At 59.7% G+C, this 22,698-nt stretch carries 25 protein-coding genes and 2 pseudogenes; 9 read left to right on the forward strand and 18 right to left on the reverse strand.

From position 1 onward, the window contains the following. Positions 1–184: 184 nt before the first annotated feature. Together N2A41_RS03950 and N2A41_RS03955 are read right to left on the reverse strand one after the other, a co-directional pair. The gene (locus tag N2A41_RS03950; RefSeq protein WP_260110335.1) at positions 185–1,123 is read right to left on the reverse strand and encodes an IS110 family transposase; all 939 of its coding nucleotides are present in this window, start codon (positions 1,121–1,123) and stop codon (positions 185–187) included. Positions 1,124–1,415: 292 nt separating this feature from the next. Beyond that, a complete protein-coding gene (locus N2A41_RS03955; protein WP_260110336.1) occupies positions 1,416–1,742 on the reverse strand; it encodes a hypothetical protein in 327 nt (108 codons plus the stop codon). Between the two features lie 206 nt (positions 1,743–1,948). Here N2A41_RS03955 and N2A41_RS03960 point away from each other — a divergent pair, with 206 nt between their 5' ends. Next, positions 1,949–3,523, forward strand: coding sequence for a carboxylesterase/lipase family protein (locus N2A41_RS03960; RefSeq protein WP_260110337.1), 1,575 nt, complete (start codon positions 1,949–1,951; stop codon positions 3,521–3,523). Here N2A41_RS03960 and N2A41_RS03965 read toward each other — a convergent pair. Together N2A41_RS03965 and N2A41_RS03970 are read right to left on the reverse strand one after the other, a co-directional pair. Continuing rightward, complete coding sequence (locus N2A41_RS03965) at positions 3,517–4,944, reverse strand: DUF1254 domain-containing protein (RefSeq protein ID WP_222387373.1); 1,428 nt, start codon at positions 4,942–4,944, stop codon at positions 3,517–3,519. The two genes, N2A41_RS03960 and N2A41_RS03965, sit on opposite strands and share 7 nt — an antisense overlap. 386 nt (positions 4,945–5,330) lie before the next feature. Beyond that, positions 5,331–5,834: an AAA family ATPase gene (locus N2A41_RS03970; protein WP_260110339.1), complete on the reverse strand. Its 504-nt coding sequence runs from the start codon at positions 5,832–5,834 to the stop codon at positions 5,331–5,333. Between the two features lie 399 nt (positions 5,835–6,233). Here N2A41_RS03970 and N2A41_RS03975 point away from each other — a divergent pair, with 399 nt between their 5' ends. Continuing rightward, positions 6,234–8,006: an adenylate/guanylate cyclase domain-containing protein gene (locus N2A41_RS03975; RefSeq protein ID WP_222387371.1), complete on the forward strand. Its 1,773-nt coding sequence runs from the start codon at positions 6,234–6,236 to the stop codon at positions 8,004–8,006. Positions 8,007–8,157: 151 nt separating this feature from the next. Here N2A41_RS03975 and N2A41_RS03980 read toward each other — a convergent pair whose 3' ends face one another. The 10 genes and pseudogenes from N2A41_RS03980 to N2A41_RS04025 all read right to left on the reverse strand — a co-directional run bounded on the left by N2A41_RS03980 (position 8,158) and on the right by N2A41_RS04025 (position 16,037). Then, the gene (locus N2A41_RS03980; protein ID WP_260110341.1) at positions 8,158–8,673 is read right to left on the reverse strand and encodes a DoxX family protein; all 516 of its coding nucleotides are present in this window, start codon (positions 8,671–8,673) and stop codon (positions 8,158–8,160) included. Next, positions 8,670–9,473, reverse strand: coding sequence for an HvfC/BufC N-terminal domain-containing protein (locus N2A41_RS03985; RefSeq protein WP_260110342.1), 804 nt, complete (start codon positions 9,471–9,473; stop codon positions 8,670–8,672). Before N2A41_RS03985 ends, N2A41_RS03980 begins: the two co-directional genes overlap by 4 nt. After that, a complete protein-coding gene (gene bufB / locus N2A41_RS03990) occupies positions 9,460–10,386 on the reverse strand; it encodes an MNIO family bufferin maturase (RefSeq protein ID WP_170261953.1) in 927 nt (308 codons plus the stop codon). The genes N2A41_RS03985 and bufB overlap by 14 nt, the downstream gene beginning before the upstream one ends. A gap of 45 nt (positions 10,387–10,431) precedes the next feature. Beyond that, positions 10,432–10,737: a BufA1 family periplasmic bufferin-type metallophore gene (locus N2A41_RS03995; RefSeq protein WP_170261952.1), complete on the reverse strand. Its 306-nt coding sequence runs from the start codon at positions 10,735–10,737 to the stop codon at positions 10,432–10,434. 292 nt (positions 10,738–11,029) lie between these two features. Further along, the gene (locus N2A41_RS04000; RefSeq protein WP_222387368.1) at positions 11,030–11,827 is read right to left on the reverse strand and encodes a sulfite exporter TauE/SafE family protein; all 798 of its coding nucleotides are present in this window, start codon (positions 11,825–11,827) and stop codon (positions 11,030–11,032) included. After that, positions 11,809–12,240: a YeeE/YedE family protein gene (locus N2A41_RS04005; protein WP_260110343.1), complete on the reverse strand. Its 432-nt coding sequence runs from the start codon at positions 12,238–12,240 to the stop codon at positions 11,809–11,811. The genes N2A41_RS04000 and N2A41_RS04005 overlap by 19 nt, the downstream gene beginning before the upstream one ends. Next, entirely contained in the window at positions 12,237–12,647 is a 411-nt protein-coding gene (locus N2A41_RS04010) for a YeeE/YedE family protein (protein WP_222387367.1), read from the reverse strand. The genes N2A41_RS04005 and N2A41_RS04010 overlap by 4 nt, the downstream gene beginning before the upstream one ends. Beyond that, entirely contained in the window at positions 12,644–12,991 is a 348-nt protein-coding gene (gene bigR / locus N2A41_RS04015; RefSeq protein ID WP_222387366.1) for a sulfite-sensing transcriptional repressor BigR, read from the reverse strand. The genes N2A41_RS04010 and bigR overlap by 4 nt, the downstream gene beginning before the upstream one ends. Beyond that, positions 12,982–14,280, reverse strand: coding sequence for a bifunctional sulfur transferase/dioxygenase Blh (gene blh / locus N2A41_RS04020; protein WP_260111105.1), 1,299 nt, complete (start codon positions 14,278–14,280; stop codon positions 12,982–12,984). Before blh ends, bigR begins: the two co-directional genes overlap by 10 nt. A 616-nt stretch (positions 14,281–14,896) precedes the next feature. After that, a pseudogene (locus N2A41_RS04025) lies at positions 14,897–16,037 on the reverse strand (hypothetical protein). A gap of 310 nt (positions 16,038–16,347) precedes the next feature. Here N2A41_RS04025 and N2A41_RS04030 point away from each other — a divergent pair. Next, positions 16,348–16,548 carry a hypothetical protein gene (locus N2A41_RS04030; RefSeq protein WP_245268333.1) on the forward strand — a complete coding sequence of 67 codons (201 nt, stop codon included), beginning with the start codon at positions 16,348–16,350 and terminating at the stop codon, positions 16,546–16,548. A gap of 116 nt (positions 16,549–16,664) precedes the next feature. Then, positions 16,665–17,012, forward strand: coding sequence for a hypothetical protein (locus N2A41_RS04035; RefSeq protein WP_222387365.1), 348 nt, complete (start codon positions 16,665–16,667; stop codon positions 17,010–17,012). Positions 17,013–17,350: 338 nt separating this feature from the next. Here the strand turns inward: N2A41_RS04035 and N2A41_RS04040 are convergent, their stop codons facing one another. Both N2A41_RS04040 and N2A41_RS04045 read right to left on the reverse strand, forming a co-directional pair. Continuing rightward, positions 17,351–17,743, reverse strand: coding sequence for a hypothetical protein (locus N2A41_RS04040; protein ID WP_222387364.1), 393 nt, complete (start codon positions 17,741–17,743; stop codon positions 17,351–17,353). 350 nt (positions 17,744–18,093) lie between these two features. Next, entirely contained in the window at positions 18,094–18,717 is a 624-nt protein-coding gene (locus tag N2A41_RS04045; protein WP_222387363.1) for a DUF1684 domain-containing protein, read from the reverse strand. 128 nt (positions 18,718–18,845) lie between these two features. Between N2A41_RS04045 and N2A41_RS04050 the strand changes: the two genes are divergently transcribed. Next, positions 18,846–19,130 carry a hypothetical protein gene (locus tag N2A41_RS04050; RefSeq protein ID WP_260110344.1) on the forward strand — a complete coding sequence of 95 codons (285 nt, stop codon included), beginning with the start codon at positions 18,846–18,848 and terminating at the stop codon, positions 19,128–19,130. A gap of 197 nt (positions 19,131–19,327) precedes the next feature. Here N2A41_RS04050 and N2A41_RS04055 read toward each other — a convergent pair whose 3' ends face one another. Together N2A41_RS04055 and N2A41_RS04060 are read right to left on the reverse strand one after the other, a co-directional pair. After that, positions 19,328–20,035, reverse strand: a complete 708-nt coding sequence (locus N2A41_RS04055) for a GNAT family N-acetyltransferase (protein ID WP_222387362.1) — start codon at positions 20,033–20,035, stop codon at positions 19,328–19,330. 256 nt (positions 20,036–20,291) lie between these two features. Next, a complete protein-coding gene (locus N2A41_RS04060; RefSeq protein ID WP_222387375.1) occupies positions 20,292–20,525 on the reverse strand; it encodes a hypothetical protein in 234 nt (77 codons plus the stop codon). 140 nt (positions 20,526–20,665) lie between these two features. Here N2A41_RS04060 and N2A41_RS04065 point away from each other — a divergent pair, with 140 nt between their 5' ends. The 4 genes and pseudogenes from N2A41_RS04065 to N2A41_RS04080 form a co-directional block, all read left to right on the forward strand. Continuing rightward, positions 20,666–21,175, forward strand: coding sequence for an AAA family ATPase (locus N2A41_RS04065; RefSeq protein WP_222387360.1), 510 nt, complete (start codon positions 20,666–20,668; stop codon positions 21,173–21,175). Positions 21,176–21,387: 212 nt separating this feature from the next. Beyond that, positions 21,388–21,996: a TetR/AcrR family transcriptional regulator gene (locus N2A41_RS04070; protein ID WP_222387359.1), complete on the forward strand. Its 609-nt coding sequence runs from the start codon at positions 21,388–21,390 to the stop codon at positions 21,994–21,996. 11 nt (positions 21,997–22,007) lie between these two features. Further along, positions 22,008–22,295 carry a YciI family protein gene (locus N2A41_RS04075; RefSeq protein ID WP_017963250.1) on the forward strand — a complete coding sequence of 96 codons (288 nt, stop codon included), beginning with the start codon at positions 22,008–22,010 and terminating at the stop codon, positions 22,293–22,295. Between the two features lie 4 nt (positions 22,296–22,299). Beyond that, positions 22,300–22,530, forward strand: a pseudogene (locus N2A41_RS04080) (DNA-3-methyladenine glycosylase I); the annotation flags it as partial. Between the last annotated feature and the right edge of the window lie 168 nt (positions 22,531–22,698).

Here is a 22,698-nt window from a genome sequence, read left to right on the forward strand (position 1 = left end):
ATGCCTTCTCACGGCGCGCCACGCCGAGGGTTGCCCCTCACCCTAACCCTCTCCGCGTTCTGACGGGGAGAGGGGACGTGCCATACGAGACGCCAGAGAGGGGCGGAGAGGTTGCGGCATATCCCCTTCGCCCCGTTTACGGGGAGAAGGTGCCCGTAGGGCGGATGAGCGACTATCTGGGTTGTCAAGTTGCGCATTCGAATTCTCTTCGCGCATCCCGTGCTTTTGCATTGAGAATGACCAGCAGTTTTCGGGCGAGCGCAATGCGGATAACCATTTTTGGCTTGCCAGCGCTCTGCAACCTTTGCCTGAAGGCAGCCAAATGCGGATCGTACCTGGCCGCGGTGGCGGCGACCAGGAACAGGATGCCACGCGGTCCGGAGCGCCCGCGGCGCACCGGCCGGGGTCCGCTGCGTTTGCCGCTATCGTTGGCAATCGGCGCCAGGCCGGCCAGTTTGACGATCGCCTTGTTGGAGATTCGGCCGATTTCGGGCAGTTCGGCCATCAGCCGGGCAACGGTACGGTCCGCCACCCCCTTGATCGAGCGAAAGGCTTGGTTGAGGCAGGCCCAGAGCGGATCGTCGTCGATCATCGAGGCAATCTCGCCCTCAAGGGTGCGGCTCTGGCGCACCAGAAGCGCGATCACTTCGTCGAGGCTTGCCACACTCTGCTGATCGCGGGCAGCACTGCGGCGCTGCCTCTGGACGGTCAGATCGCTGGTGACCTGAGACAGCCGCGTCATCAGCGCCGACAGCCGCAGCTGCGCGGCTTTCGGCGGCGGCAGGGCAGACAGCCGCCTGGCCTCGGCATAATGGGCGATCATCGCCGCATCGATCCGGTCGGTCTTTTCCAGAAAGCCCATGGCCTCGGCAAAGCGGCGCACATGGCGCGGATTGGCAAGCGCGCAGGCGATCCCCAACTCCCACAACAGCAGGAAGGCCGAACGCTCGTAGCCGCCCGACGCCTCCATGACGACGAGCTCGACACCCTGCTCCCGGCAGAGCGCAGCCAGCGCACCGATGCCGGCCGCATCGTTGCTGAAACGCTCAAAAACCCCGGACGGGCGGATAAACGCATCCAGCCAGTCCTTCGAAACATCCACTCCACATATAACTCTGTTCACGGTAACCTGCCTTGTGCGTGCGGTTGAAGCCAAGCGACTATTCGGTCGTACGTGACGATGACGAAGATCCCAGGCTCATCCACGGTTGTAACCGGAGGGGGAAACGGGCGACTTCGTCACGCCTCTGGCTGGGTGGCCACCCAGCCAGAGGCTCAATCGCTTCCATCGCACATAAAATCTAACATGCAGATACAAGGGGCAGGCGGCGATCTCTGTGCGGGACTGCCGCATGAGATGACATCCCCTGCTCGTATCCAAAACGCCGCGGGTCCATGTCCGGTTGACGCCGGAGCTACTCGGCCCACCGCCGTTCAAAGAACTTCGTCTTGACGCCCAGATAAATGAGCGCGAGCAACAGGCCGATGCCGACATAGGAGTTGGTGTAGAATGTTGCGAGAAACGTCAGGGCGATGCCGCTGCCGACGATGAGCCCGAAGCGGATCGAGTATGGTTTGCCTTTTCCTGCCCAGCCGAAAACAACCGACATGACCAGCCACACCAGGAAGATGAAGGTGATCGGCCCCCATTCGGATAACCAGAAAGGTCGGAGCAGCACGCCCGACATGGACAATGCCAACCCTAACATCAACAGCAAGGCTTTCGTCATCCACGTCTTCATGATCCACCCGCCGAAAAAATAATAGGCGTGGCTTCAAAAGCTTTATATGCGGTTAATGGAGTGCCTTCCGTCGTCTGCTCTATGGAGCGCTACGGCAGCTATCCACCGATGGCGGCCCCTGGTCGACGTCTGACCGACCCTTTTCGTTGCCGCTCCATCAGAGTATTTTGCACCCAAACTGTCTCAACTTGGCGTTGGAGAGTGCAGTGTTTGTGGACAGCAGTCGCACGTTCCTGCTCTTTTTGGCCGTCGCATCGTGTCAGCTGACGGTCGCGCCGCGATTGGGTGCGGCAGACGACACCGTTACGATCGACAGCGGAATGCTGAAGGGTGAGAAGTCGGGCACGGTCGTCAGCTTCAAAGGCATACCCTATGCGGCGCCGCCGGTTGGCGATCTGAGATGGCGTAATCCGAGACCAATGAAGGCATGGAGCGGTACCAAGGATGCCCGCAATTTCGGCCCGTCCTGCATGCAGACCGACGACCTGCCGAAGTCAGAGGATTGTTTGACCCTCAATGTCTGGACACCCGTCAAGCGTCCCCGGACGCCGCTGCCAGTGATGGTTTGGATTTACGGCGGCGCTCTTGCCCATGGAAATACCCCTCAATATCCCGGTGGGCAGCTGGCCGCCCAGAGAGTTGTGTTCGTCAGCATGAACTACCGCATGGGCCGGCTGGGTTATCTTGCCCATCCTGCACTGATGAAGGAATCCCCTGACGAGCCCGTCGGCAACTATGGTTACATGGACCAGCTTGCAGCCTTGAAATGGGTCCAGAAAAATATCGAAGCCTTCGGCGGCGATCCGAAGAAAGTGACGATATTCGGAGAGTCGGCCGGTGGCGGCTCGGTGATGGCGCACATGATATCGCCGTTGTCACGGGGGCTTTTCCGGGGCGCCATTCTACAATCACCGGGTCTGCCGACCGCGCGTGCTGAGAGCACGCCTTTGTCAACATTGAAAGAAGCAGAGAAAACTGCGTTGGACTATGCGGCTTCCCTCGGAATCAATGGAAGCGATGCCGAGGCTCTCACGGCCCTTCGGGCGCTGCCAGCGGAAAAGCTGACCGAAGGTGCATCGGCACAAGAGGTGCTGGCGGGGATGTCGACAGGCAAGCCCGTCATCGGCATCTCAGGCGCGATTGTTGACGGACGGTTTTTGCTCGAAACGCCAGAAGCGGCTTTTGCGGCCGGCCGTCAAGCGCCGGTTCCGGTCATCGTTGGGGCAAATGATCGGGATCTCGGTATCGGTCAGGCCGCGACGAAAGACGATCTCTTCGCGCTGTTCGGGAAGCATGCCACCGAAGCCCGCACCCTCTACGATCCCATCGGCCAACAAACCCTCGATGAGTTGAAGCAGCAGGTTCTGGCCGACAAAACGCTTGTCGAACCATCCCGCCACCTCGCTGACGAGATGATCCGCGCCGGTCAGCCGACGTGGTGGTATCGTTTCTCCTATGTCGCCGAGGCTCTCCGCAACGATCCGGCATGGAAAGGCACTCAGCACGGCTTCGAAATTCCGTTTACGTTCGACATTCCAGACGCACTGGTGAAAGACAAGGTGACGCCTGCCGACTGGGCGATGGCCACATTGGCGAGTGCTTACTGGGTCGAATTTGCAACGAGCGGTGACCCCAATGGAGGCTCACGGCCAAAATGGCCTCACCACGACCCCTTCGTCCACAGGGTCATCGACTTCACCAATCACGGCGTGACGTTCGGAGAAGATCCGCTCAAACTCAGGCTCGACCTCTGGCAAAGCTATTGGGAGGCCCGTCACTGAGCGGCTAAGCTCGGCAAACCCTGAACCTTGGTGATCGGAGGGGGATTCCATTTGCCGGTGAGGGCTTCGGCCTTTGGGCTGTAGAGACGCATGGTGAGGTTGAACGGCCCCTTGGGTGCGGGCAGCCAGTTGGCTTCCTTGTCTTTGCCGGGGCTCTCGTTCTGGAAATAGATGTCGAGAGAGCCGTCGGCATTGATCTTGAACGGCATCCAGCTGCTGGCCGCAAACCGGTTGAGCACGCTTGCCACCTGGAAACCTTCCGCGTCGTAGAGGGTGATCGACCAGAAAGCGTTCACCGGCGGCGTTGCTCCCTTCTCGAAGTGAATCATGTACTTGTTGGCGCCATCGAGCGGCTTGCCGGTTTCGTCGGCGAGGTTCAGCGGGTAGATCGCGTCTTCAGGAAGATTGGCGCCGAGCCCGAATTGCGTGACGATCGCCCGCTTCAGGTAGTAATTTCCGTAGACGCCCATGGTGTCGGTATTCATCGACCAGCCATTCGCAACGCGCGAAAGGGTCGGCACCTTCCACGCCATCAGCTGCTGGGCTGCTTCGGGCACATCCTCCAGCGCCTTCTTGACGGCGGGGGCGAGCTTATCGAAGTCGAAGCTCTTGCCGGGCTCGATGCCGATGCGTTTCATCCGGGCGATGATCGGCTGGTCGGTCATGTGGGGCGGGTGCAGCTTCAGCAGTTCGGCAGCGTAGGTGAAGTATGTCGCCGCCGCCATGGTATCGACCTGAATCTTCGGCGGCGTTTTCATATCGACGCTCGGGTCGATCTTGGCCGTGACCGGCTGGGCCGCCTTGCCCCAGTCAGACAGCGGCGAGACCGTGTAGCCTGCTTGAATGGCATGCACGGCAGCGTAATCCGCAGGTCCGTCCGTCTTGGTGCGCCCGATGATCCAGACATAAGGGGTCGGCGCGGCAAGCCGCGTCACGCCGTCCGGAACCGTCCCCGCCCAACCGGGCGGCGTGACGAGAAAGTTGCCTGCCGCCGTTCCCGTCGTCCGCCAGCCCGGCGATGCGAAGACATCTGTCCACATGTCGAGCATCGGCAGGAGATAATATCGTCCGGCCGTATCCGGCGCGGAAATGACCAACGGCTCCTTGGTAAGGTCCAGCCACGCAATGGAGTAAAGCGTATCGAAATTCGAACGCACGACGCCTTTGAAATCGGCGGGAGGATATTCCGGAACGTTCACGAACATATTCATCGGCCCTTTGCCAAACTCCTTGCCGGGCTCGACATTGGTGAACTGCTTGCGGGTGACGTCCATCGACAGCAGCGGATAAAAGTAGACGTAGGCGTCCACACCGATGTCATGCGCCTCCTGCTCCGAAATCGCTTCCTGAGCAAAAGCGGCCCCTGAAAGGGAAAGACCGACAAGAAGTCCTACCGTGAGCGATATTGCACGTTTGATCATCATCATGTCCTCATCGACAACAGTCGGTTCGAAGCCAAAGGCGGCGGTTCAGGTGAGATGCTGGAGGCGTGTTGACGGCCATGGCATCGGCCGGAAAATCGGAATGGATTTTCGGAAAGCACGATGCGTGGATTCAATATGTTGGAGCGTCCGAAAGGACGCACGGCACTCTGGGGCTTGTCGTCGTCCATCCCCGGAAAATCACGGCGATGACGACGACACCATGACCGGCACTGCTACCTCGGACCATAGTGCCTTTACCGAAAGTTGCAATTACCTCGAAGGAGGTAGGCCGTGACCTTGTGAATGCGGAATGACCGAGTCGAGTGGCTGGCTGTCCTCACGAGCGAGCTGGTCCGGACCCGCCTACCCAACGCCGTGGCGTTTCATCCAAGACCCATGATGGCTGGATGGGTTTGCCGGTCGTAAAGCGCCAGCTCCTCGGCAGTTGGCGGCTCGAACAGCTTGCACCACCTGAGCAGGTCCGCCCGCGAAATGTGAAACCTGCCCGCTGGAAGCTCGGCGTTTCGCCGGCAGACCCGGTCCCAAAGCCTATCAAAGGGAACATCGAGGAAGCAGAGGACGACGCGGGCACCGGCTGCGCGCGCTTCCTCCCGGCAGGTATCGCGTTCTGCCCGTGACCACACGCCCCAATCGACGACAACGTTGCATTGAAGCCTGATGGCACGCAGAGCGATCTGCCATTGCAGGCTCTCGACTCTGCCTCGGCACGGGCCAGTTTCGGCTTCCGGCGTGGAGATGCCGGGGTAAAGCCTGTGCATCCAGTCGTCACCGGTCAGACGGAGGGCAGATGCTTCATGTTCGATGATCTTGGCAAGCGACGTCTTCCCCGAACCGGGAAGACCGCAAGTGAGGTAGAGCGTGGGCATTGGAAAATCTCTGATTTTGGCTTGGCAAGGGGAAGTGGCCCCGCGGTGTCGTGCAGGACTGCGCTTCGCTCAAGGCCGCAAGGCGCGGCCAATCAGAGGTGTGTTGCCATGGTCTGTCTTGTAGGACCGCTCTGCCCGGGGGTCAAGACGGAGCGCATGGGTGGCGGACATTCGGGCGGGTGCGGAGATCGTCGTGACCTGACCCTGAGTGGGCTTTCGGAACGACCGCGTTGGGCGGCCGGCAGCATCACGGAGCCGTCGTTGCATGAGGCTGCACCACCAGCTGCGTCCACATCAGCCGTGGCCAGCGCGATCTCACCAGGATCGCTCTGAGCAGCGGCTGAAAGTTCTTTCTTGCCCTCTGTCTCCCTGTTATCTTGGACGTCGGGAGACAGCGCCATGAGCGAGAACCGAAAGCTGGCTGCAATCCTGGCCGCGGACGTGGTCGGGTACAGCCGCCTTGCGGGCGCCGACGAGGACCTCACCCTGGCGAGATTGCGGACACTGCGCAGCGATCTCATCGATCCGACGATCGCCGTGCACCATGGCCGCGTGGTGAAGCGCACCGGCGATGGTGCGCTGGTCGAGTTCCGCAGCGTGGTGGACGCCGTGCGCTGCGCCATCGAGGTGCAGAACGGCATGGTGGAGCGCAATCACGGCGTCCCGCAGGACCGTCGCATCGAGTTCCGGATCGGTATCCATTTGGGCGACGTCGTCGAGGAAAGCGACGGCGATCTGATGGGCGACGGCGTCAACATCGCCTCGCGATTGGAGGGCGTCGCCGCGGCGGGCGCGATCTGCCTGTCCGAGGATGCCTATCGCCAGGTCAAGGCGAGGCTCGACCTCTCGGTCAACGATCTCGGCAGCACGCAGCTCAAGAACATCGCCGAGCCGATCCGGGTCTATTCGCTGCAAGTCGGCAGCGCAGCGACCAAGTCAGCCGCGGCCTCGGAAACCGCGACGAGCCAACCGGCGACGGCAGCGCCGCCGAAGCTGTCGATCGCCGTCCTGCCCTTCGCCAACATGAGCGGTGACGCCGAACAGGACTACTTCGCCGACGGCATCTCGGAAGACATCATCACGGCGCTATCGAAGCTGTCGCAGCTCTTCGTCATCGCTCGCAATTCGTCGTTCACTTTCAAGGGCAAGAACGTCCAAGTGCAGGAGGTGGGCACGAAGCTCGGCGTGCGGCATGTCCTCGAGGGCAGCGTACGCAAGTCGGGAAACAGGGTACGCATCACCGCGCAGCTCATCGACGCGACCACCGGCGGGCATCTATGGGCGGAGCGGTTCGATCGCGACCTCACCGACATATTCGCGGTTCAGGACGATGTCACCCAGCAGATCGTCGATGCGCTGGCGGTCAACCTGACAGAGGGCGACCGGCAAAGACTTGCGCCGGGGCAGACCCGGCACCCCGAGGCATATGACTGCTTCCTGCGCGGCCGGGAGCTGTGGCACCGGCTGACGAGGCAAACGAACAGCGACGCCCGCGACCTTTTGCAACGTGCCATCGAACTGGACCCGAACTTCGCCTCGGCGCACGCCTTCCTCGCCCTGACCCATGGGCTCGACTACCTGAACCGGTGGAGCGCGTTACCGCAGCGCTCGGTCGAGCAAGCCGAAGCGGCGGCGACGCTGGCGGTAGCGCGGGATGATAGCGATCCCGTGGCGCACTGGGCGCTCGGTATGGTCAAGCTCTACTCGCGACAGCACGATGGAGCCATCAGCGAGGTCGAGCGTGCGATCGTCCTCAATCCGAACTTCGCCGAAGGGCAGGTCAGCCTCGGCGAGGCACTCATCTATTCAGGCAGACCTGAGGAGGCACTCGCCTATTTCGATCGGGCGAGGGTCCTGAACCCGTATTTTCCGGATATTGTTCTTCACTTTCAGGCCTTGGCCTTGTTTCAACTGCGAAGGTACGAAGAGGCCGTCGAACTATTGCTGCGGCGCGTCAGCCGCAACCCCGTCACCGATGTCTCGCGCGCGCTTCTGGCCGCCTGTTACGGGCACCTCGGCCGTTTCGAAGAGGCTCGCGCGACGTGGCAAGAGGTGATGCGCGTCAATCCCGACTACTCCCTGGAATACCGTCGCAAAGTCCTGCCATTTAAGAACCCCGCCGATTTCGAGCTCGTCGTGGAGGGGCTACGCAAGGCCGGTGTCGTACAATGACGGTGATCACTGTCCGATCTTGAATCGGTTGCCGCCGTTTGCTCGAGGGATGAGCAATAGCCAGTGCCGGCGCAACGACGACCTCCAGCGTGATCGCCAGCAAGATCTGCTTTCAGGAAGCTGCGAAGCCGTCCTCTGCCGCAGAGCTGGATCAGGCAGCCCGGCGGCCAAACCAATGTGCAAGCCAATGGTCGATCGACAGTTTTCCCGGCCCCCATGCCATGAGCGACAGCGCCATCGCAGCCCAGGTAATGTGGATCGGCCATCCGTCCGGCACCGTGATCTCGACGATCAACGTCATGAACAGCAGGCCGGTCGCCGTAAACCGGGTAGCGAAACCCAGAACCAGCAAGATCGGAAAGGTGATCTCGGCAGCGCCGGACAGGAAGGCCATGGTGACTGGCGCCGGATAGGCATAGGGACCGCCCGGCAGATGGAGCATGAATTCGTCGGTGAACAGTGTGATCGCCGTGTCGTTCAATTGCAGGAAGCCATCCCACTTCAGAATGCCCGACTTCCAAAAGGGCACGGCCAGAGCGAGGCGGACAACCGCCTGAACGATGCTCGGCTGCGCAAAGGCCCGAACCAGTCTCTGTGCCATCTCCACAAGTGTCACGATCGGCTGAAACCTGGCTCTGATCGAAGTCTGTTGGGTGGTCGATATCATGATGCGTCTCCGAGAGTGATGCCGCAAAATACCCCCGCTTCGATCATGCCGGTCAAGCTGGCCGCGATGTCGAACGACGGACAAGCGTCGATGGCCTTGGCTGCGGCGACACCAAGCGGTTCGCCGGCAATGAGGGAAATCAGGAACTCTGCGCCGCCCAAAGGAAGATGACGCACCGCCACCTCCATATCCGGCCGGGTTACAAGCGCATCTTCCGGGTCGACCACTTCGATCGGGCTTATGGGGCCGTCACCGCGATTGGCGGCAAAGATCGTCAGCGCCGGATAGTCCGACCGAACGATCCTCGTTGCCGGATGCGCTGCAAAGACCAATTCACCGAGACGGTCCGGCGGAACGGAAGCAAGAGCATCAGCGGCAAGCGGCTCGACATCGGTTGCATGGTAGGCGTCCAGCCAAGCCCGTTCGATCCGGGCGACGTCGGCAACCCAGGGCAAGGACCGGGCATATTCGTAATCTTCGATGAAAGCGGGAAAATCCCGGCCATATTCGAAGAGAAGCGGCGATGCCGGTGGCGTGGCGCGCAGGTGAAAGCGCGCCATGGCGCGGAAAAACTCCGCCCCCGTCAGGCGTTGCACCGCCGGGAAAATCCCGGCGAGGGCATCGATCAGACTGACGGTGACGTTGTTGCGGTAGACGTTGTAGCGTTTGATCGCACCCTTGCCGTTTGGCCCGACAACGCCGTCGGGCGTCCCAGCGTCCGGGTTGGTCAGGGCCGGCGCAAAATCCGCAGCATAAGTCAGGGGCTCTATGCCAAGAGATGGGGGATCAAGCCGCAACATGACTTTGATCCTGCAACGCGATGGAACCATGGTGATCCATGATCGCCTGCGCTGCGAGGGCCTCGCCACGCAGTATCGGCCAATCGGGTATGTTGCTGTCCCACTCGATGAGCGTTGGAATGGGGCCACCACGGCCGATGACGATCTCGTAAAGCTTCCAGACGGCATCGGCGACCGGACCGTCATGGCTATCGATCAGCAGCAGCTCGTCCTCGTCGTCAGTCTGCTCGGCGTGGCCTGCGAGATGGATCTCACCAACCGCAGCAATGGGAAAATCGGACAGATAGTCGAGCGCTGAAAACCCGTGATTGGTGGCGGAGACGAATACATTGTTGACGTCGAGCAGAAGACCGCAGCCGGTGCGCCGGACGATGGCGCCGATGAACTCGGTCTCGCTCATCGTCGATTGGCGGAACGTCACATAGGTGGACGGGTTCTCCAGAAGGATCGGGCGTCTGATGGTCTCCTGCACCTCCTCGATATGCTCGCAAACCCGCGCCAGGCTTTCTCGTGTGTAGGGAAGAGGAAGGAGGTCGTTGAGGAAGGTCGTCCGATGCGTCGACCAGGCCAGGTGCTCGGACACCAGAGCTGGTTCGTAGCGTTCGACGAGAGAGCGGAAACGTTCAAGATGGGCCCGGTCGAGCGGCTGAGGTCCGCCGATCGACATGCACACGCCGTGGAGCGACACCGGATTGTCACGGCGGATCTGTTCGAGAATACGATGCGGCGGCCCGCCGGCCCCCATATAATTCTCGGCATGGACTTCGAAGAACCCGCGATGAGGCCGCTCCGCGGCTATGGCGGCAAAATGCTCGTGCTTGAAGCTCGTCCCCGCGAGCCCCTCGATCGGATGGCGGGGAAAGCGGAGAGCAGTTGCCGCAGACGCGGTCGTTGAAATTCGATCGGTGGTCATGGCGTCTCTCCGCCCCCTCATTGTCATCGCTGTCGCGTGTAGAAATTACATTGCCTTCAGCGTGCCGTGCTTGCCGTTCGGCAGGACGATGGAGGTGCAGGTGCCGCCCCGTACGAACTTCCAGGAATCGCCCTGGAAGTCGACTGTCGATGTCCCCTGGCAGGAGGTGCCGGGGCCGGCTGCACAATCATTCTGGCCCTTCAGGGCAACGCCGAAGCATTTTTCCTTGTGAGCGGCCATTGCAGCAGCACCCTCGGCTTTGGTGAGCGGTGCGGCGCCGGCCATCGAAGCAAGGGCGGTGGTGACAGCGCCGGCGAGGACGACGGAGTTGATGGTGGATTTGATGGACATTGCGTACTCCCGATGATGAATGGACGCTCTCGTTGAGCGCATATTCAGGTTCGCAATCTCCCCGACATTCGTTACACCAGTCGCTATCACGAGTTCGTGAAAGCTCGCCATGCCACCGGAAACCGGCACGGGCGCGGAAAGGCCTGCAACTGCTTCTCGTAGCCCTGCCGGTGCCCGAAACTCTTCACGTCAGGAGACACTCCGCTGCGAGCACAATGCAACGCAACAAGCGGGCAACTGAGTGCTGCGCGCAAGGCTTGGGGATCGACCTGTAGCCGTCTGCACTGCGCGCTCAGCCAGCCATTAGCCTCCCCCAGTTCCGATACAGGATGTAACCCGCGACCGCGAAGATCAGCGCTGCGAACAGGCGGTTGAGAATGTTCTTGTAGGCGCTGAGCCGGGTGGCGAGCAGCATGCCGAGTACGCCGCCGCCGATGCCGCCGCCGATGAATTCGGCGGCAAGCCACCAGTCCACCAAGCCCGAACTGGTATAGTTCAAGGCCGTCGCCAGTCCGAACGCACCGACGGAGAGGAGCGATGTGCCGATCGCGTTGATCATCGGCATGCCCGTTGCCAGCATGAGGCCGGGAACGATCAGGAAGCCCCCGCCGATGCCGAAGAAGCCGGATGCAGCGCCGGCGGCGAGTGCCACGGCGGCGGTGGCAAGGCACATCCTGAGGTCGACCGGACGGCACTCTACCGTCACCGCCTTCCTGGGCTTCAGCATCAGAGCGCCGACAACCGCCATCAGGACGCCGAACAGGAATATCAGGCTATCTCCATCCATCGCCTTGCCGAGGCTGGAGCCGCCGAGGGCGCCGATCACGCCGAGCGCGGAGAAGACGGCTGCGCAGCGCCACCAGACGTGCCCCTTGATCGCGTGGCTTGCGAAGTTTGCAAAGGCATTGACGGAGACCGCAAGCGCACCCGTTCCGATCGCGATATGCGGCTGGGTCACGCCAACCACGTAGAGGAGCAGCGGCGTCGCCAGGATGGACCCGCCGCCGCCGAGCAGGCCGAGCATGAAGCCGACGATTCCGCCGGAGCCAACGGCCGCCAAAATGACGGTGCTCACGTCCGTCTGCTCCATACTCTGTCATGCAAGCTCATCCCGACCAGCATCGCGATGACGAACAGGAACGTCTGAGGAAGGCCGACCGATAGGGATGCGACGGCCGGGCCGGGACAGAAGCCACCGATCCCCCAGCCCAGGCCGAACAAGGCCGAACCAACGACCAGCGGAGCATCGATCCGACGGTTCGTCGGCACGTGGAAGCTGTCGTCGAAGGCGGGACGCTTCATCCGTGTCATGATCTGGATGCCGGTGAATGCGACAACGATCGCGCCGCCGAGAACGAAGGCAAGGCTCGGATCCCAGGCGCCGAACACGTTGAGGAAGCCTTGGACCCGGACCGGGTTCAGCATGCCGGACAGGGACAGGCCGAAGCCGAAGACGATACCCGAGGCGAGAGCGGCCACGAATTGGAAAATGTTCCGGTTCATAGCCCGAGGCCTCGCAGAGTTGCGACGGCGATAACGCCGGCCGTCAGGAACGTGGCGACCGCCACCATCGACCGCGGCGACAGGCGGGCAAGCCCAAGCACGCCGTGGCCGCTGGTGCAGCCCGATCCCATGCGCGAGCCGAAGCCGACGAGCAGCCCCGCGACGACGATCAGCGGCCAGCCCGTGGTGATCTGAACAGCCGGCCAGCCGCCGAACGCCAGCAGGTAGGTGAACGGCCCAAGCAGCAGCCCGAGCACAAAGGCGAGATTGGCGCTCAAGCCGATGCCTTGGGCAAGACGCCCGACGATCCCGCTGATCCCGGCAATGCGGCCGTTGAGGAGCAGGAGCATTACCGTGGAGGTGCCGATTAGGATGCCCCCGGCCAAAGATGGAAGATAGGTGTTCATTCGCCTTGGCCGACGCAGAAGATGTCATAGAGGGCGACAACCAGTTGGGCGGCCTTCTCCTCCGTCAGGCGATAGAAGATCTGCTTCCCCTCCCGCCGCGTTTCGACAATCCCGGAGCCACGCAGCACGGTCAGATGCTGCGACAGATGCGGCTGGTGGACATCGATCTTCTCTTCAAGCTCCCCGACCGAATGCTCGCCTTCCACGAGCGTGCAGACGATCATCAGGCGCGCCGGATGGGACAGCGTCTTCATGAGGTTCGCCACCTTTCCGGCCCGGCCGGCCATCTCGGCGGGGGAAAGCCCCACCTTCATCATCGCCTTCAGATCGCTGGTCATTCCCATGCCGCTCCCTGCAATGCATCGAGGGGAAACTTGAGGTAGCGCTTGCCGTTGGCTTCCGGCTCCGGCAGGCGCCCGCCGCGGATGTTCACCTGCAGGGCATGCAGGATGAGCTTTGGCATAGGCAGCGTCTTGTCGCGCTTCGTCCGTAGCGCAACGAATTCTTCCTCGTCCACGCCGGCGAGATGCGGGTTGGACTTCTTCTGCTCGGCCACCGTGCTTTCCCATCGAGGTGGCCGACCCTCTGGCTGGTAGTCGTGACCCGTGAAGATCCGCGTCTCGTCCGGGAGCGCGAGGATCTCCTGGATCGATTTCCACAGGACGCGCGCGTCGCCGCCGGGGAAGTCGGCGCGCGCCGTGCCGCTGTCGGGCATGAAGAGCGTGTCGTGCACGAAGGCCGCGTCGCCGATTACATAGGTAATCGAGGCGAGCGTGTGTCCCGGAGAGAAAAGCACTTTGGCATCGATCGAGCCGACCGCGAAGGTCTCGCCATGGGCAAACAGCCGGTCCCATTGCGAGCCGTCGGTGGCAAGCTCAGGCCAGTTGTAGATGCCCTTCCACAGCTTCTGGACATCAACGACGCGCTCGCCGATCGCCGTTTGTGCGCCGGTCTGCTCTTGCAGATAATGGGCGGCGGAGAAGTGGTCGGCATGGGGGTGGGTGTCGAGGATCCACTCGACCGTCAGCCCGTTGTCGCGGATGTAGTCGAGGATCGCGTCCGCGTTGATGGTCGCCGTCGCTCCGGACTTCTCGTCGAAGTCGAGTACCGGATCGACGATAGCGCACTTGCGGGTCACCGGATCGGAAACCACATACTGGACGCTCCAGGTGCGCTTGTCGAAGAAGCCCTTCACCTGCGGCCTGCGGGCAGCATGTTGCTTGAGCCAGGCTGCGGCGGCGCCGGTGTCGAAGCCGCGGCTGCGTCCGAATTCGACGACCTCTTCGACAGACATGCTGCCGTCCAGAACCTCTCCAATCAGATAGAGGTTAAGCGCGCGCCTACCGGTCTGGCAATGTGCGAGAACGGGTCCGTCCGATTCATCGACGGCCCGCTGGAAGGCACGAACGTCCGCCTCGGTGATCGTGTCGGCCGTGACGGGAATGAACGCATAGGACAGGTCGCAGTGCTTCGCTTCCTGTCTTTCGACTCGCGTGTTCGGCTGAGACGTATCCTCGTTGTCCGGCCGGTTGTTGATGAGTGTCTTGAACCCTTGGCCGCGGAGCGACCGGATGTCCTCGACACTTGGCTGCGGCGAGACGCAAAAATTCTCGGATATCGTTGTAATGGACATCATTGGCCCCGGGTGAAAATTCAATATATAATCTAATATAATATATATCTTTATATCGTCAAGGCGAGGCACAGAAGTTTGTGCTGGCCCTGTGATTCCCACGAAAAGGAGGGATTGCCGAAAAAATTGAGACAGCGTCGTCATGAAGCAACTTGCAATATGCTCAACTTCGCCGCACAACGTTAATGGAACGGCACAAATCAGAGGGGGAAACTACCCTCCCGATCGAGGTTTTTCAGCTTGTTGCGGATCCAACCACCGGATTGGATACGGCCATTTCCGTCGGACGTGACCGGTCTTGTTCCTTAGAAACTCCGGGCAGCCCTCATTTCCAACCAACACACCTGTAGGGAGTGAAGACCACTGAGCCTGACCGCCATCGCTGCGGGTGCAGTTCCTCCGCTGCTATCGGCTCACGGCTTGCCCGCAAGGCTACGGAACAGGGAAGTTTCTCGGCCTCCAGCCACACCTGGGATACCTCAGCCGCCGCCCCTACGCATCTGCACCAATGACCTCAGGGACAGAGTCAGCGTCATTGATCAGCCATCATTTGTCATCAGATGATCTCACCGTGATGCGTTAGCGTCATCGAGAAGATCGGGACTGCTGCCCCGCGCTAGTGCAGCACAAATCCCCACGCTGACGGATCGAGGTATTCGCGAGGCGGCTGCATTTCGCCGATGTCGACGGGTCGACGCGTAAACGCCACCGTGTCGAAGCTCTCCACTGCGCTCCTGCCGTACCACTGCTCGTCCTTCAACGGAATACCGTCGGACGTGATGCACTGCTTGTGACTTGAACCGGCCATATTCGGCGTTAGGTTATACCATATGCAATTTTCGCCAAGAAACTGGCCTTGCTCACCCAGATTTTCCATTCCTGTTTGGCTGCTGAATCGAGAGAAGGGACGCTTCGCATCCAGCGAAGAGCGACCACCGACAATTCTGCGTTCCATCTTCGACGACGAATAGACAACACCCTGGTTCTCAAGCTCGTTCCAAACCTCGATCCGGATTGACCCGTCCTTGCCCTCACGCCGACGAAACCACCATGGATAATGTCGCAACAGCCTCACCTCAGAAGACTTGTCTATCGACGGATTGTCTGACGCCCTCGTAACCAACTTCGCCTCGAAGTCGACAGCACTTGGAGGGTGATCCGGGTAGGTACGCAGCGGCTTGAGCCACGTGCTTGCGTCAAAAAGCTGTCTTGGCGGCAACACTTCGGCCTCCGGGACCGGACCTCGCTTGATCTCGGTCAGACGCGCCTCGGACATCAATTTACCCTTGGAAAAGAGAACCTTGGTTGCGACCTCTATTCCGTCGCTGGTCAAGCAGGTCATCCAAATAGGGCTTGGCGGATCGTGTCGAACTATTTGAAGCCAGCGACACTCCTCGCCGCCCACTGTCTCCACATCGTTCGTTTCCTTGACTTGCTTGATGCCGAGGTAGTCATACGATGGCTCGACTTGCCTGATATTGAAGCGCTTGATCTCCTCTCCTTCTTTCTTGCCTGTTGACAAAACAACGTTCTGAAAGAAGTGCCCATACCAGATATGTGTCTCGTCACCTTGTGTCTCCTCGACGTGCGTCCAGCCGTTGTGATGCTGCACGAGCCGCCAGTTGTCCTTCCCATCTAATGTGTCGCGCACAACCAGCTTCGCGGTGTAGTCCGGGGACGTTCGTGTTGGGGAAAAAAGGAAGCCCGCTCGCATGCGCGGTGCCAGTCGAAAGCGCAACCGCAAGGAAGACGATCAATCGGTTCATGAATGCACCCTCGTCATAAACACTTGTACACCTGCGGTAGCATTCGGCGCAGCCCCTGACAATCAGGATGCCCTGCAATCCCGAGTACCGGGTCATTAGCAATCTCCAACCCGCCCCTGGTCGCTTGGTAGGTAAGGGCTACTCCTGGCTCCGAGTGGAGCCAGTTCGTGCTGATGCAGATACGATATACCGGAATTTTCTACCGGCGGACGATGTCGATGAAGATGGAGCGGTCAACGGGAATGCCCGACAGGCGCTATGCTGGGCGAACCTTCCGGAATCACTAAATGGGAGCATCAGCATGCCAAGCCTCGCCCAAATGGCCGGATCATTGCATATTCATCAGTTCTATATCGGCAAGTTGAAAGCCAAACAGGAACAGCTTTTTGACAGCGACCCCGAATTGGCGATGCTTCTCGACAATGTGGTGTTCTGTCCGAGCACGCTGAAGTCCTGGCTGGCGACATTACTGATATGGAATGCGATGATTGATAGCGCGTGACAGCCATTCAGCCACTCAGTCTCTTGGATAGAAAATTCTATGGACAGAGACGTCTATGGAGCGCGAAAGGCCAGAGCCTCTCTTGCGCCGCAGCACGCCGGGAGGATCAATTTTCGATGATCAAGCCTGAACTCGCGTTCGCCATCATATTTATGAGCAACTTCGCAGCTCCGCTCGTGGCTTTTATCGCTGGCCGCACATGGCCACGTTGCGGGAAGACATTGCATTTTTTGGCGGTCATCTGGGTCGTCCTGCCAGTATACCTATGCGACAGAGTGACGTTCACGCCAGATATCATCGATGTAGGCGACGACTCTTATGACGGATTGGATCAGTTTATAGTCGTCGTCGCCATCTTGTTGCAGCAGCTAGCCATTCTAGCGACCTATCTAGTTTGGTATTTGTGCAGCGCATTTGTTAAACGGCAGCGGGCATCTCGAAGAGAAGTAAGACCCTTCGTGTGATAAACATATGCATGTCGACGGCAGTGTGGTGGCCTCGGTTGCAACCGACCAGGAAGTCTGGACGTGAGGTGAATCGGCATTGGCCGGACGACGTCAAGGCGCAGATCGTTTCGGAAAGTCTAGCCGGGTAAATCAGCTTATGCCGTGGAACTTCGAACGAGCGACTGAAGTCTGCTTCCGGCCCGTTGCGGACCTCTATGATGCTGAGGTTCACCTTGAGTGGGAGGCCATCGTTCAACTTTCTCAATACGAGCTTACAAATCATCGGCTGTCACAATTCGATGCTCGATTATCGGCTCAGAATTGCACGCAACATCAATTACATGATCCTCGCAAATTTAATGCACGAATGGTCCTGGATGGTCCGACGACGCCCAAGTGCCCTTCGACACAAAATCCAAAAAAGCGGATTGTTCGTGCGTACGTAAGCGGTGCGAATAATCCTCAACATTTTCGGGAATTGCGTAAGTCTCGTTCCTAACCGAAAAGCAAACGTAACTCTCAAATATGATTGTAAAGGCGTCGTATCCCTCCTTTGTCATGATAGGATGCGCCTCCGCAAAAATCGCTTCCAAGTCTCTGTCACCGGGCCTAACCGAAACAAGTTCATCTTGGACGCGGGCTTCCACAACAAAAATACGAAGGTCGAGCGAAGGCCCGGTCCCGAGTTTGGCAAGGAATATGTGGCGGCAGGCATCCAGTTTTGCGACCGCCGAATCCTGACTGTCCATTCAAACGACCCTCGTCACCTCAAAGGAGATCATCTGGATAGTCGCGTTAGGAGTTGTCCGCAACGGGTCATCGTGGCCGCTGATGGGACTCTCGCTGTGCGACTGCTCTTGGCGCATTGTTGCCATCGATGTCGCAGCAGTAGTTTTCTGAACGGCCTACCGCTTGGTCAATGTGCGAAGAAAACAGCTTCACGTTTAACGCGGGCGGAGTCCGCTATGTCACGGCAAATCCCAGCTCAATCAAGTTCAAGCGGTCGCTAGGAAAGGCAGGGCTCGGCAGGCAAACAGCGCTAACGAGAGGGGGACTTCTAATGCCCGGCGACGAAGTTTCAGGCTTCTGCCCCCTGCGCTTATCGTTTCGAGACAGGTAGCCGTTCTCCGGCTCTCACTGCGCCTTTCAGTCGATTGCCCGATGGCGCTAGTGGACAGACATAACGGGAAGAATAGGCGCACGAAGGAAAATAGGAAAAATTGAAATCGAGCACCAGTGCGCCGCCTGAACGGACGACTCCGAGATCCGCTCCCTTGATGGTGTCGAGGAGATATCGGCCACCACCATACGTCTCGGTTCCTGAGGTCGCATCGACAAACGGCAGGAACACGCCACCGCCGTACCCCTCAATCCAGTAAAGAGTTAATTCGCCGCCCAATCTGGCCTCCAGCCCCGTTGTACGAGAGAACGCATGCATCGACAGGTCACCATCCACTCCTGTTGCGACGGTTATCCGTTCCGGCGTTACCGGGACAAGCTGTACCGTCAAGCGCAACGAGGGATCATAAGAAAATGTCGTCGGCCCTTCGAACGTCTTGCGGTCCGCCGGGTCAATTGGCGACTGAGGATGGTCGCGAAACAGGGTCGAACGGGTGGCGCACCAAAGCCCCCAAGCAGCAGCCACGTCCGGGCTAGAACGTACCTCGTAGTAGAGATTTGCGATCTTCTCGCGCCATTCCCACAGTTGTTGAGTCTCGTTCAAATCATTTCCCCCATGTCGGAAATTTCGCCGCTCTCATTCATCGACGCTCGCCCAATCATCGCGGCGCAACTTTAAGCAATCACGCACTGATCCGAAAGGTGCGGTCTAAACACCGCTTACGGATTGCCATGGCCGCGACAGCAAACTTGGTCAGCGCCCACATCCAACGAGATCAACCGACGCCTGCGCTGGCAGGTGGAGGAGAGGCTCGCCTACTACGAGACTCATCCCACCAGATCGGATCCAGGCTGGCGGAACTCGACCGGGAGTGGGACATCGAACGAACGCTCGAGGCGAACGCATCGACATTGGCATTGACGGGAACTGTTCTGGCGGCCACGATGGACCGCCGGTGGCTGGCCCTGCCGGCCATCGTGACGGGCATCCTGTTCCAACACGCCGTCCAGGGGTGATGCCTCCCGCTACCGATCCTGCGGAGGACGCAGTACCATTCGGCGTCAGACGAGGTACGGCATGACGGCGGCGCCGATCAGTCCTTACAATCACGGACGACGTCACTTTTTGACAGCTCAGTCTAGGTCCTGCACCTATCACTCCGTCGTCGAAACCGCATGGGCACGTTCTTGCCGATCGACGCGGGAAAGCACCGTCAGCGCACTTCATTTGGCAGGGGCTGCTCGCCGATATTAAGTGGCAGCAATATCTCGGCGATCAGGTTCCGAATCCAACGATGGGCGGGATTCCCTGTCGCGCGCTTGTGCCACACGCCGACGATGAGGGCCGGCGGAAGCGGCATGGGAGCGTTATAGAGGGAGAGCCCGAAAAGATCCGCCAAGCGCTCTGCCAATTGTCGAGGGACGAGTGCGATGTGATCACTTTCGCTCACAGCTCGGCAGACGCCGAAGAAAACAGGAACCGTCATGAAGCCGACGAAATAGATCGGCATTTTGGGGAAGAGGCCATGCCGGATATAGAGACCTTGCGAGCCACGATTGAAGGAGAACGTTATCAGCGCCCGATGGGCTGCGCTTGATTTTCGGGCGTGCTCCATGGTTCGTCTCATCAGCTCATTGCCGATGCCTTGACCCTGTTGCGCCGGTTCGACAAACAGCTGGGCAAGGAACCAAAGCTCACCACACGCCCAGCTCCAGGCGAATCCGACGATGTCGCTGCCGTTCTCCGCGATCCATAGACCGCCGGGGTCGTCCTCAAGCGAAAACAGCTGGAAGCTGGGAGGGCTTGGCATCGCCATGGGGCCGAAGCCATGTCGGATGGTGAGTTCGTTGATGCTGGCGACCACCAGCACGTCGGTGGCGGCCAAATCCTCCGCCCGGGCTGGCCTGTAAACGACAGACATCGAGGACTCCCCCACAGGAATATCAACGGGGTGAGCACGAACCGCAGTGTCGCAGATACCCCGACGTCACGCTGCTCGGCTGATTATTCCAGCGAGCCCACATTCGGTCAACTCTCATGGTCCACCCGCCCCGAGTGTCGGGAAGGGCAGGCAGCCCCCTCGGCCACGGCAACACGAGGCAGGTTAACTTCGACGCAACCTTCATTCGCGTCGACGCCATTGCCCCCACTGAGGGTGAATACAGTCGGCTGGAAGGCTAGGCTGAGAATTTCACCATGACACCGCGCTGGCGAAAGTAGGCCTGCATTCGCTTCCTGCCGGAACGGTTATTCTGCACGAGCCGAGCCGGGTCGAATACCGCCTCTTTCAAACCCGCCCGCGTCAGCGCTGCCTTGAGCACCGCGATATGCACGTCGATTTCGGCATTGTCCGCCTGCAGCGACTCATAAATGCGGTTTGTTGCATCTGCTACGGTCGGTTCGCTCACGATTACACTCCTGTTGTCGTCTGGCTGGCCTGACCCTATTGGGGTGAAAACCGTTCACGTCAATGGGTGACGATGGATTGGAACTAAGCGTTCCCAGGTAGAGTGTCTTCTCACCAGATCGAAGGCCATGATAAGCAGCGCCTATGGGAATCAAGAACTATCTGATCGAAGGCGGTTCCGGCACTGGGAAAACGTCTGTCGCTACCGAACTGGAGCGGCGGGGCTGCCATGTCGTTCATGGTGACCGGGTCTTGGCCTATGTCGGCGACCCCGAGACGGGCCAGGCACTCGCAGGACCACCCGCAGGCGCGGACCGCATCGTTTGGGGATACGCCCACTGGATCTGGCCTGTCGACAAGGTCCGCGCTATTGCTGCCGACACCACCCATCCTGCCACCTTCTTCTGTGGCGGCTCGCGCAATTTCCACAAATTCCTGGACCTTTTCGACAAGGTTTTCGTGCTCGATATAGACGTTGAGACCTTGAACCGACGATTGGATGGGCGGCCGAATGAGCCGGGCTTCGAGCCGGCCGAGCGGGCGCTGGTGCTCCGCTACCATCATACCCGGGAATATCTTCCCATCGGCATCAATATCGACACGACGGGTACCGTCCCAAGTGTCGTCGACGCTATCCTCGCTCAACTCACCTGACGCCCTGAAAGTGTTGAGAATGGGATGAAAGCGGCGGCGAGTGGGACATGCTAGACACTTGAGCCATTTGCAACGACAATCCCTATCTTCCGGAAGGCAGGAATCCCGTCACCTCTCAGGCCCACCCTTGACGTCTTTAGGTCGATTGTCCTAAAGAGTTTCGTAGGGCATTTGTCCTACTCGCTGGGCAATGGCAATGGAGAACCGGGCACTTGGGGGCAGCGACCACACGACTGCAGATTGTTGAGGCTGCAGACAAGCTCTTTTATGAGCGAGGATTCGAGGCGACGTCCTTCGCCGACATTGCGGCAGTCGTCGGACTTTCGCGAGGCAATTTCTACTATCACTTCAAGACGAAAGACGAGATTCTCGATGCGGTGATCGCCCATCGTCTTTCAAAGACCAAGGCGATGCTAGATGCGTGGGAGGCTGGGGCTGAAGCTCCCGGCGAACGAATCAGAAGCTTCATCCACATGCTCATCATGAACCAGACAAAGATCATGGCCTTTGGCTGCCCAGTCGGCACGCTTTGCAACGAACTCGCCAAACTCGACCACACTGCCAAGGACGAGGCGACCAAGCTTTTCACTCTGTTTCGCAATTGGCTTTCGCGCCAGTTCGCCGCAATTGGCCGTGAGACCGATGCCGACGCGCTTGCCATGCACATCCTGATGCGAAGCCAGGGTGTGGCCGCACTCGCGACCGCCTTCCGCGACGAAGCCTTCATCCGCCGTGAAGTCGACGATATGTGCCTATGGTTGGCAGTGCAGCGACCCAATCTATCCGATCATCCCGAATCCGTTTCCATCCAGAATTCCTGAAGGGCCCCTGTATGTTCGTCGTTACACTTAAATTCTCCGCCAACAAGGCCCGAGCCTCCGCCCTTATGGAAGGGCATAATGCCTGGATCAAACAGGGCTTTGACGATGGTATCTTCCTCCTTACCGGAAGCCTTCAGCAAAGTGCGGGCGGAGCGGTTCTCGCCCACAACACATCCCGCGCCGATCTCGAAATACGCCTCCAGCAAGATCCTTTCGTTGTGGGGGGTGTCGTAAGCGCGGACATTCTTGAAATTGCACCGGGCCGAACCGACGACCGCTTGGCCTTTCTCAGGGCGTGAGAAAATGAGCGCGACGATCTTCGGCCCGGATGGGCAGCCGCATTGCCGCTGGTGCGCAGCCGCTCCGGAGTTCATGCCCTATCACGACACCGAGTAGGGCTTTCCGGTAGATGATGATCACCGTTTATTTGAGAAGCTTTGCATCGAAGGCTTCCAGTCAGATTTGAGCTGGCGCACTATCCTGTCCAAGCGCGAGAATTTTCGGGCTGCCTTTCTCGGTTTCGACTTTGACCGCACCAGCTAGGCCCTTCCGCATATGTCGCGCTCGACCGATCTTGCGATTTGGTATGGATCAATAGCTGCCGGAGGGCGATGATCAACGCAGGCAGCTCCCATTCAGACAACCATATGGATCGGAACACTACGCCCGATGGAGTCAAGAGACCCCAACGCCGGCACCCGT

Origin of the sequence: Rhizobium sp. SRDI969 (assembly GCF_025152725.1) — a bacterium.
GTDB classification, from domain to species: Bacteria; Pseudomonadota; Alphaproteobacteria; order Rhizobiales; family Rhizobiaceae; genus Rhizobium; species Rhizobium leguminosarum_I.

Bases quoted from the DNA above. Each gene is read 5' to 3' on its own strand.
- N2A41_RS03955 (WP_260110336.1), bottom strand. From the start codon at position 1,742: ATGAAGACGTGGATGACGAAAGCCTTGCTGTTGATGTTAGGGTTGGCA.
- N2A41_RS03965 (WP_222387373.1), bottom strand. From the start codon at position 4,944: ATGATCAAACGTGCAATATCGCTCACGGTAGGACTTCTTGTCGGTCTT.
- N2A41_RS03970 (WP_260110339.1), bottom strand. From the start codon at position 5,834: ATGCCCACGCTCTACCTCACTTGCGGTCTTCCCGGTTCGGGGAAGACG.
- N2A41_RS03975 (WP_222387371.1), top strand. From the start codon at position 6,234: ATGAGCGAGAACCGAAAGCTGGCTGCAATCCTGGCCGCGGACGTGGTC.
- N2A41_RS03980 (WP_260110341.1), bottom strand. From the start codon at position 8,673: ATGATATCGACCACCCAACAGACTTCGATCAGAGCCAGGTTTCAGCCG.
- N2A41_RS03985 (WP_260110342.1), bottom strand. From the start codon at position 9,473: ATGTTGCGGCTTGATCCCCCATCTCTTGGCATAGAGCCCCTGACTTAT.
- bufB (WP_170261953.1), bottom strand. From the start codon at position 10,386: ATGACCACCGATCGAATTTCAACGACCGCGTCTGCGGCAACTGCTCTC.
- N2A41_RS03995 (WP_170261952.1), bottom strand. From the start codon at position 10,737: ATGTCCATCAAATCCACCATCAACTCCGTCGTCCTCGCCGGCGCTGTC.
- N2A41_RS04000 (WP_222387368.1), bottom strand. From the start codon at position 11,827: ATGGAGCAGACGGACGTGAGCACCGTCATTTTGGCGGCCGTTGGCTCC.
- N2A41_RS04005 (WP_260110343.1), bottom strand. From the start codon at position 12,240: ATGAACCGGAACATTTTCCAATTCGTGGCCGCTCTCGCCTCGGGTATC.
- N2A41_RS04010 (WP_222387367.1), bottom strand. From the start codon at position 12,647: ATGAACACCTATCTTCCATCTTTGGCCGGGGGCATCCTAATCGGCACC.
- bigR (WP_222387366.1), bottom strand. From the start codon at position 12,991: ATGGGAATGACCAGCGATCTGAAGGCGATGATGAAGGTGGGGCTTTCC.
- blh (WP_260111105.1), bottom strand. From the start codon at position 14,280: ATGTCCATTACAACGATATCCGAGAATTTTTGCGTCTCGCCGCAGCCA.
- N2A41_RS04030 (WP_245268333.1), top strand. From the start codon at position 16,348: ATGCCAAGCCTCGCCCAAATGGCCGGATCATTGCATATTCATCAGTTC.
- N2A41_RS04035 (WP_222387365.1), top strand. From the start codon at position 16,665: ATGATCAAGCCTGAACTCGCGTTCGCCATCATATTTATGAGCAACTTC.
- N2A41_RS04040 (WP_222387364.1), bottom strand. From the start codon at position 17,743: ATGGACAGTCAGGATTCGGCGGTCGCAAAACTGGATGCCTGCCGCCAC.
- N2A41_RS04050 (WP_260110344.1), top strand. From the start codon at position 18,846: ATGGCCGCGACAGCAAACTTGGTCAGCGCCCACATCCAACGAGATCAA.
- N2A41_RS04055 (WP_222387362.1), bottom strand. From the start codon at position 20,035: ATGTCTGTCGTTTACAGGCCAGCCCGGGCGGAGGATTTGGCCGCCACC.
- N2A41_RS04065 (WP_222387360.1), top strand. From the start codon at position 20,666: ATGGGAATCAAGAACTATCTGATCGAAGGCGGTTCCGGCACTGGGAAA.
- N2A41_RS04075 (WP_017963250.1), top strand. From the start codon at position 22,008: ATGTTCGTCGTTACACTTAAATTCTCCGCCAACAAGGCCCGAGCCTCC.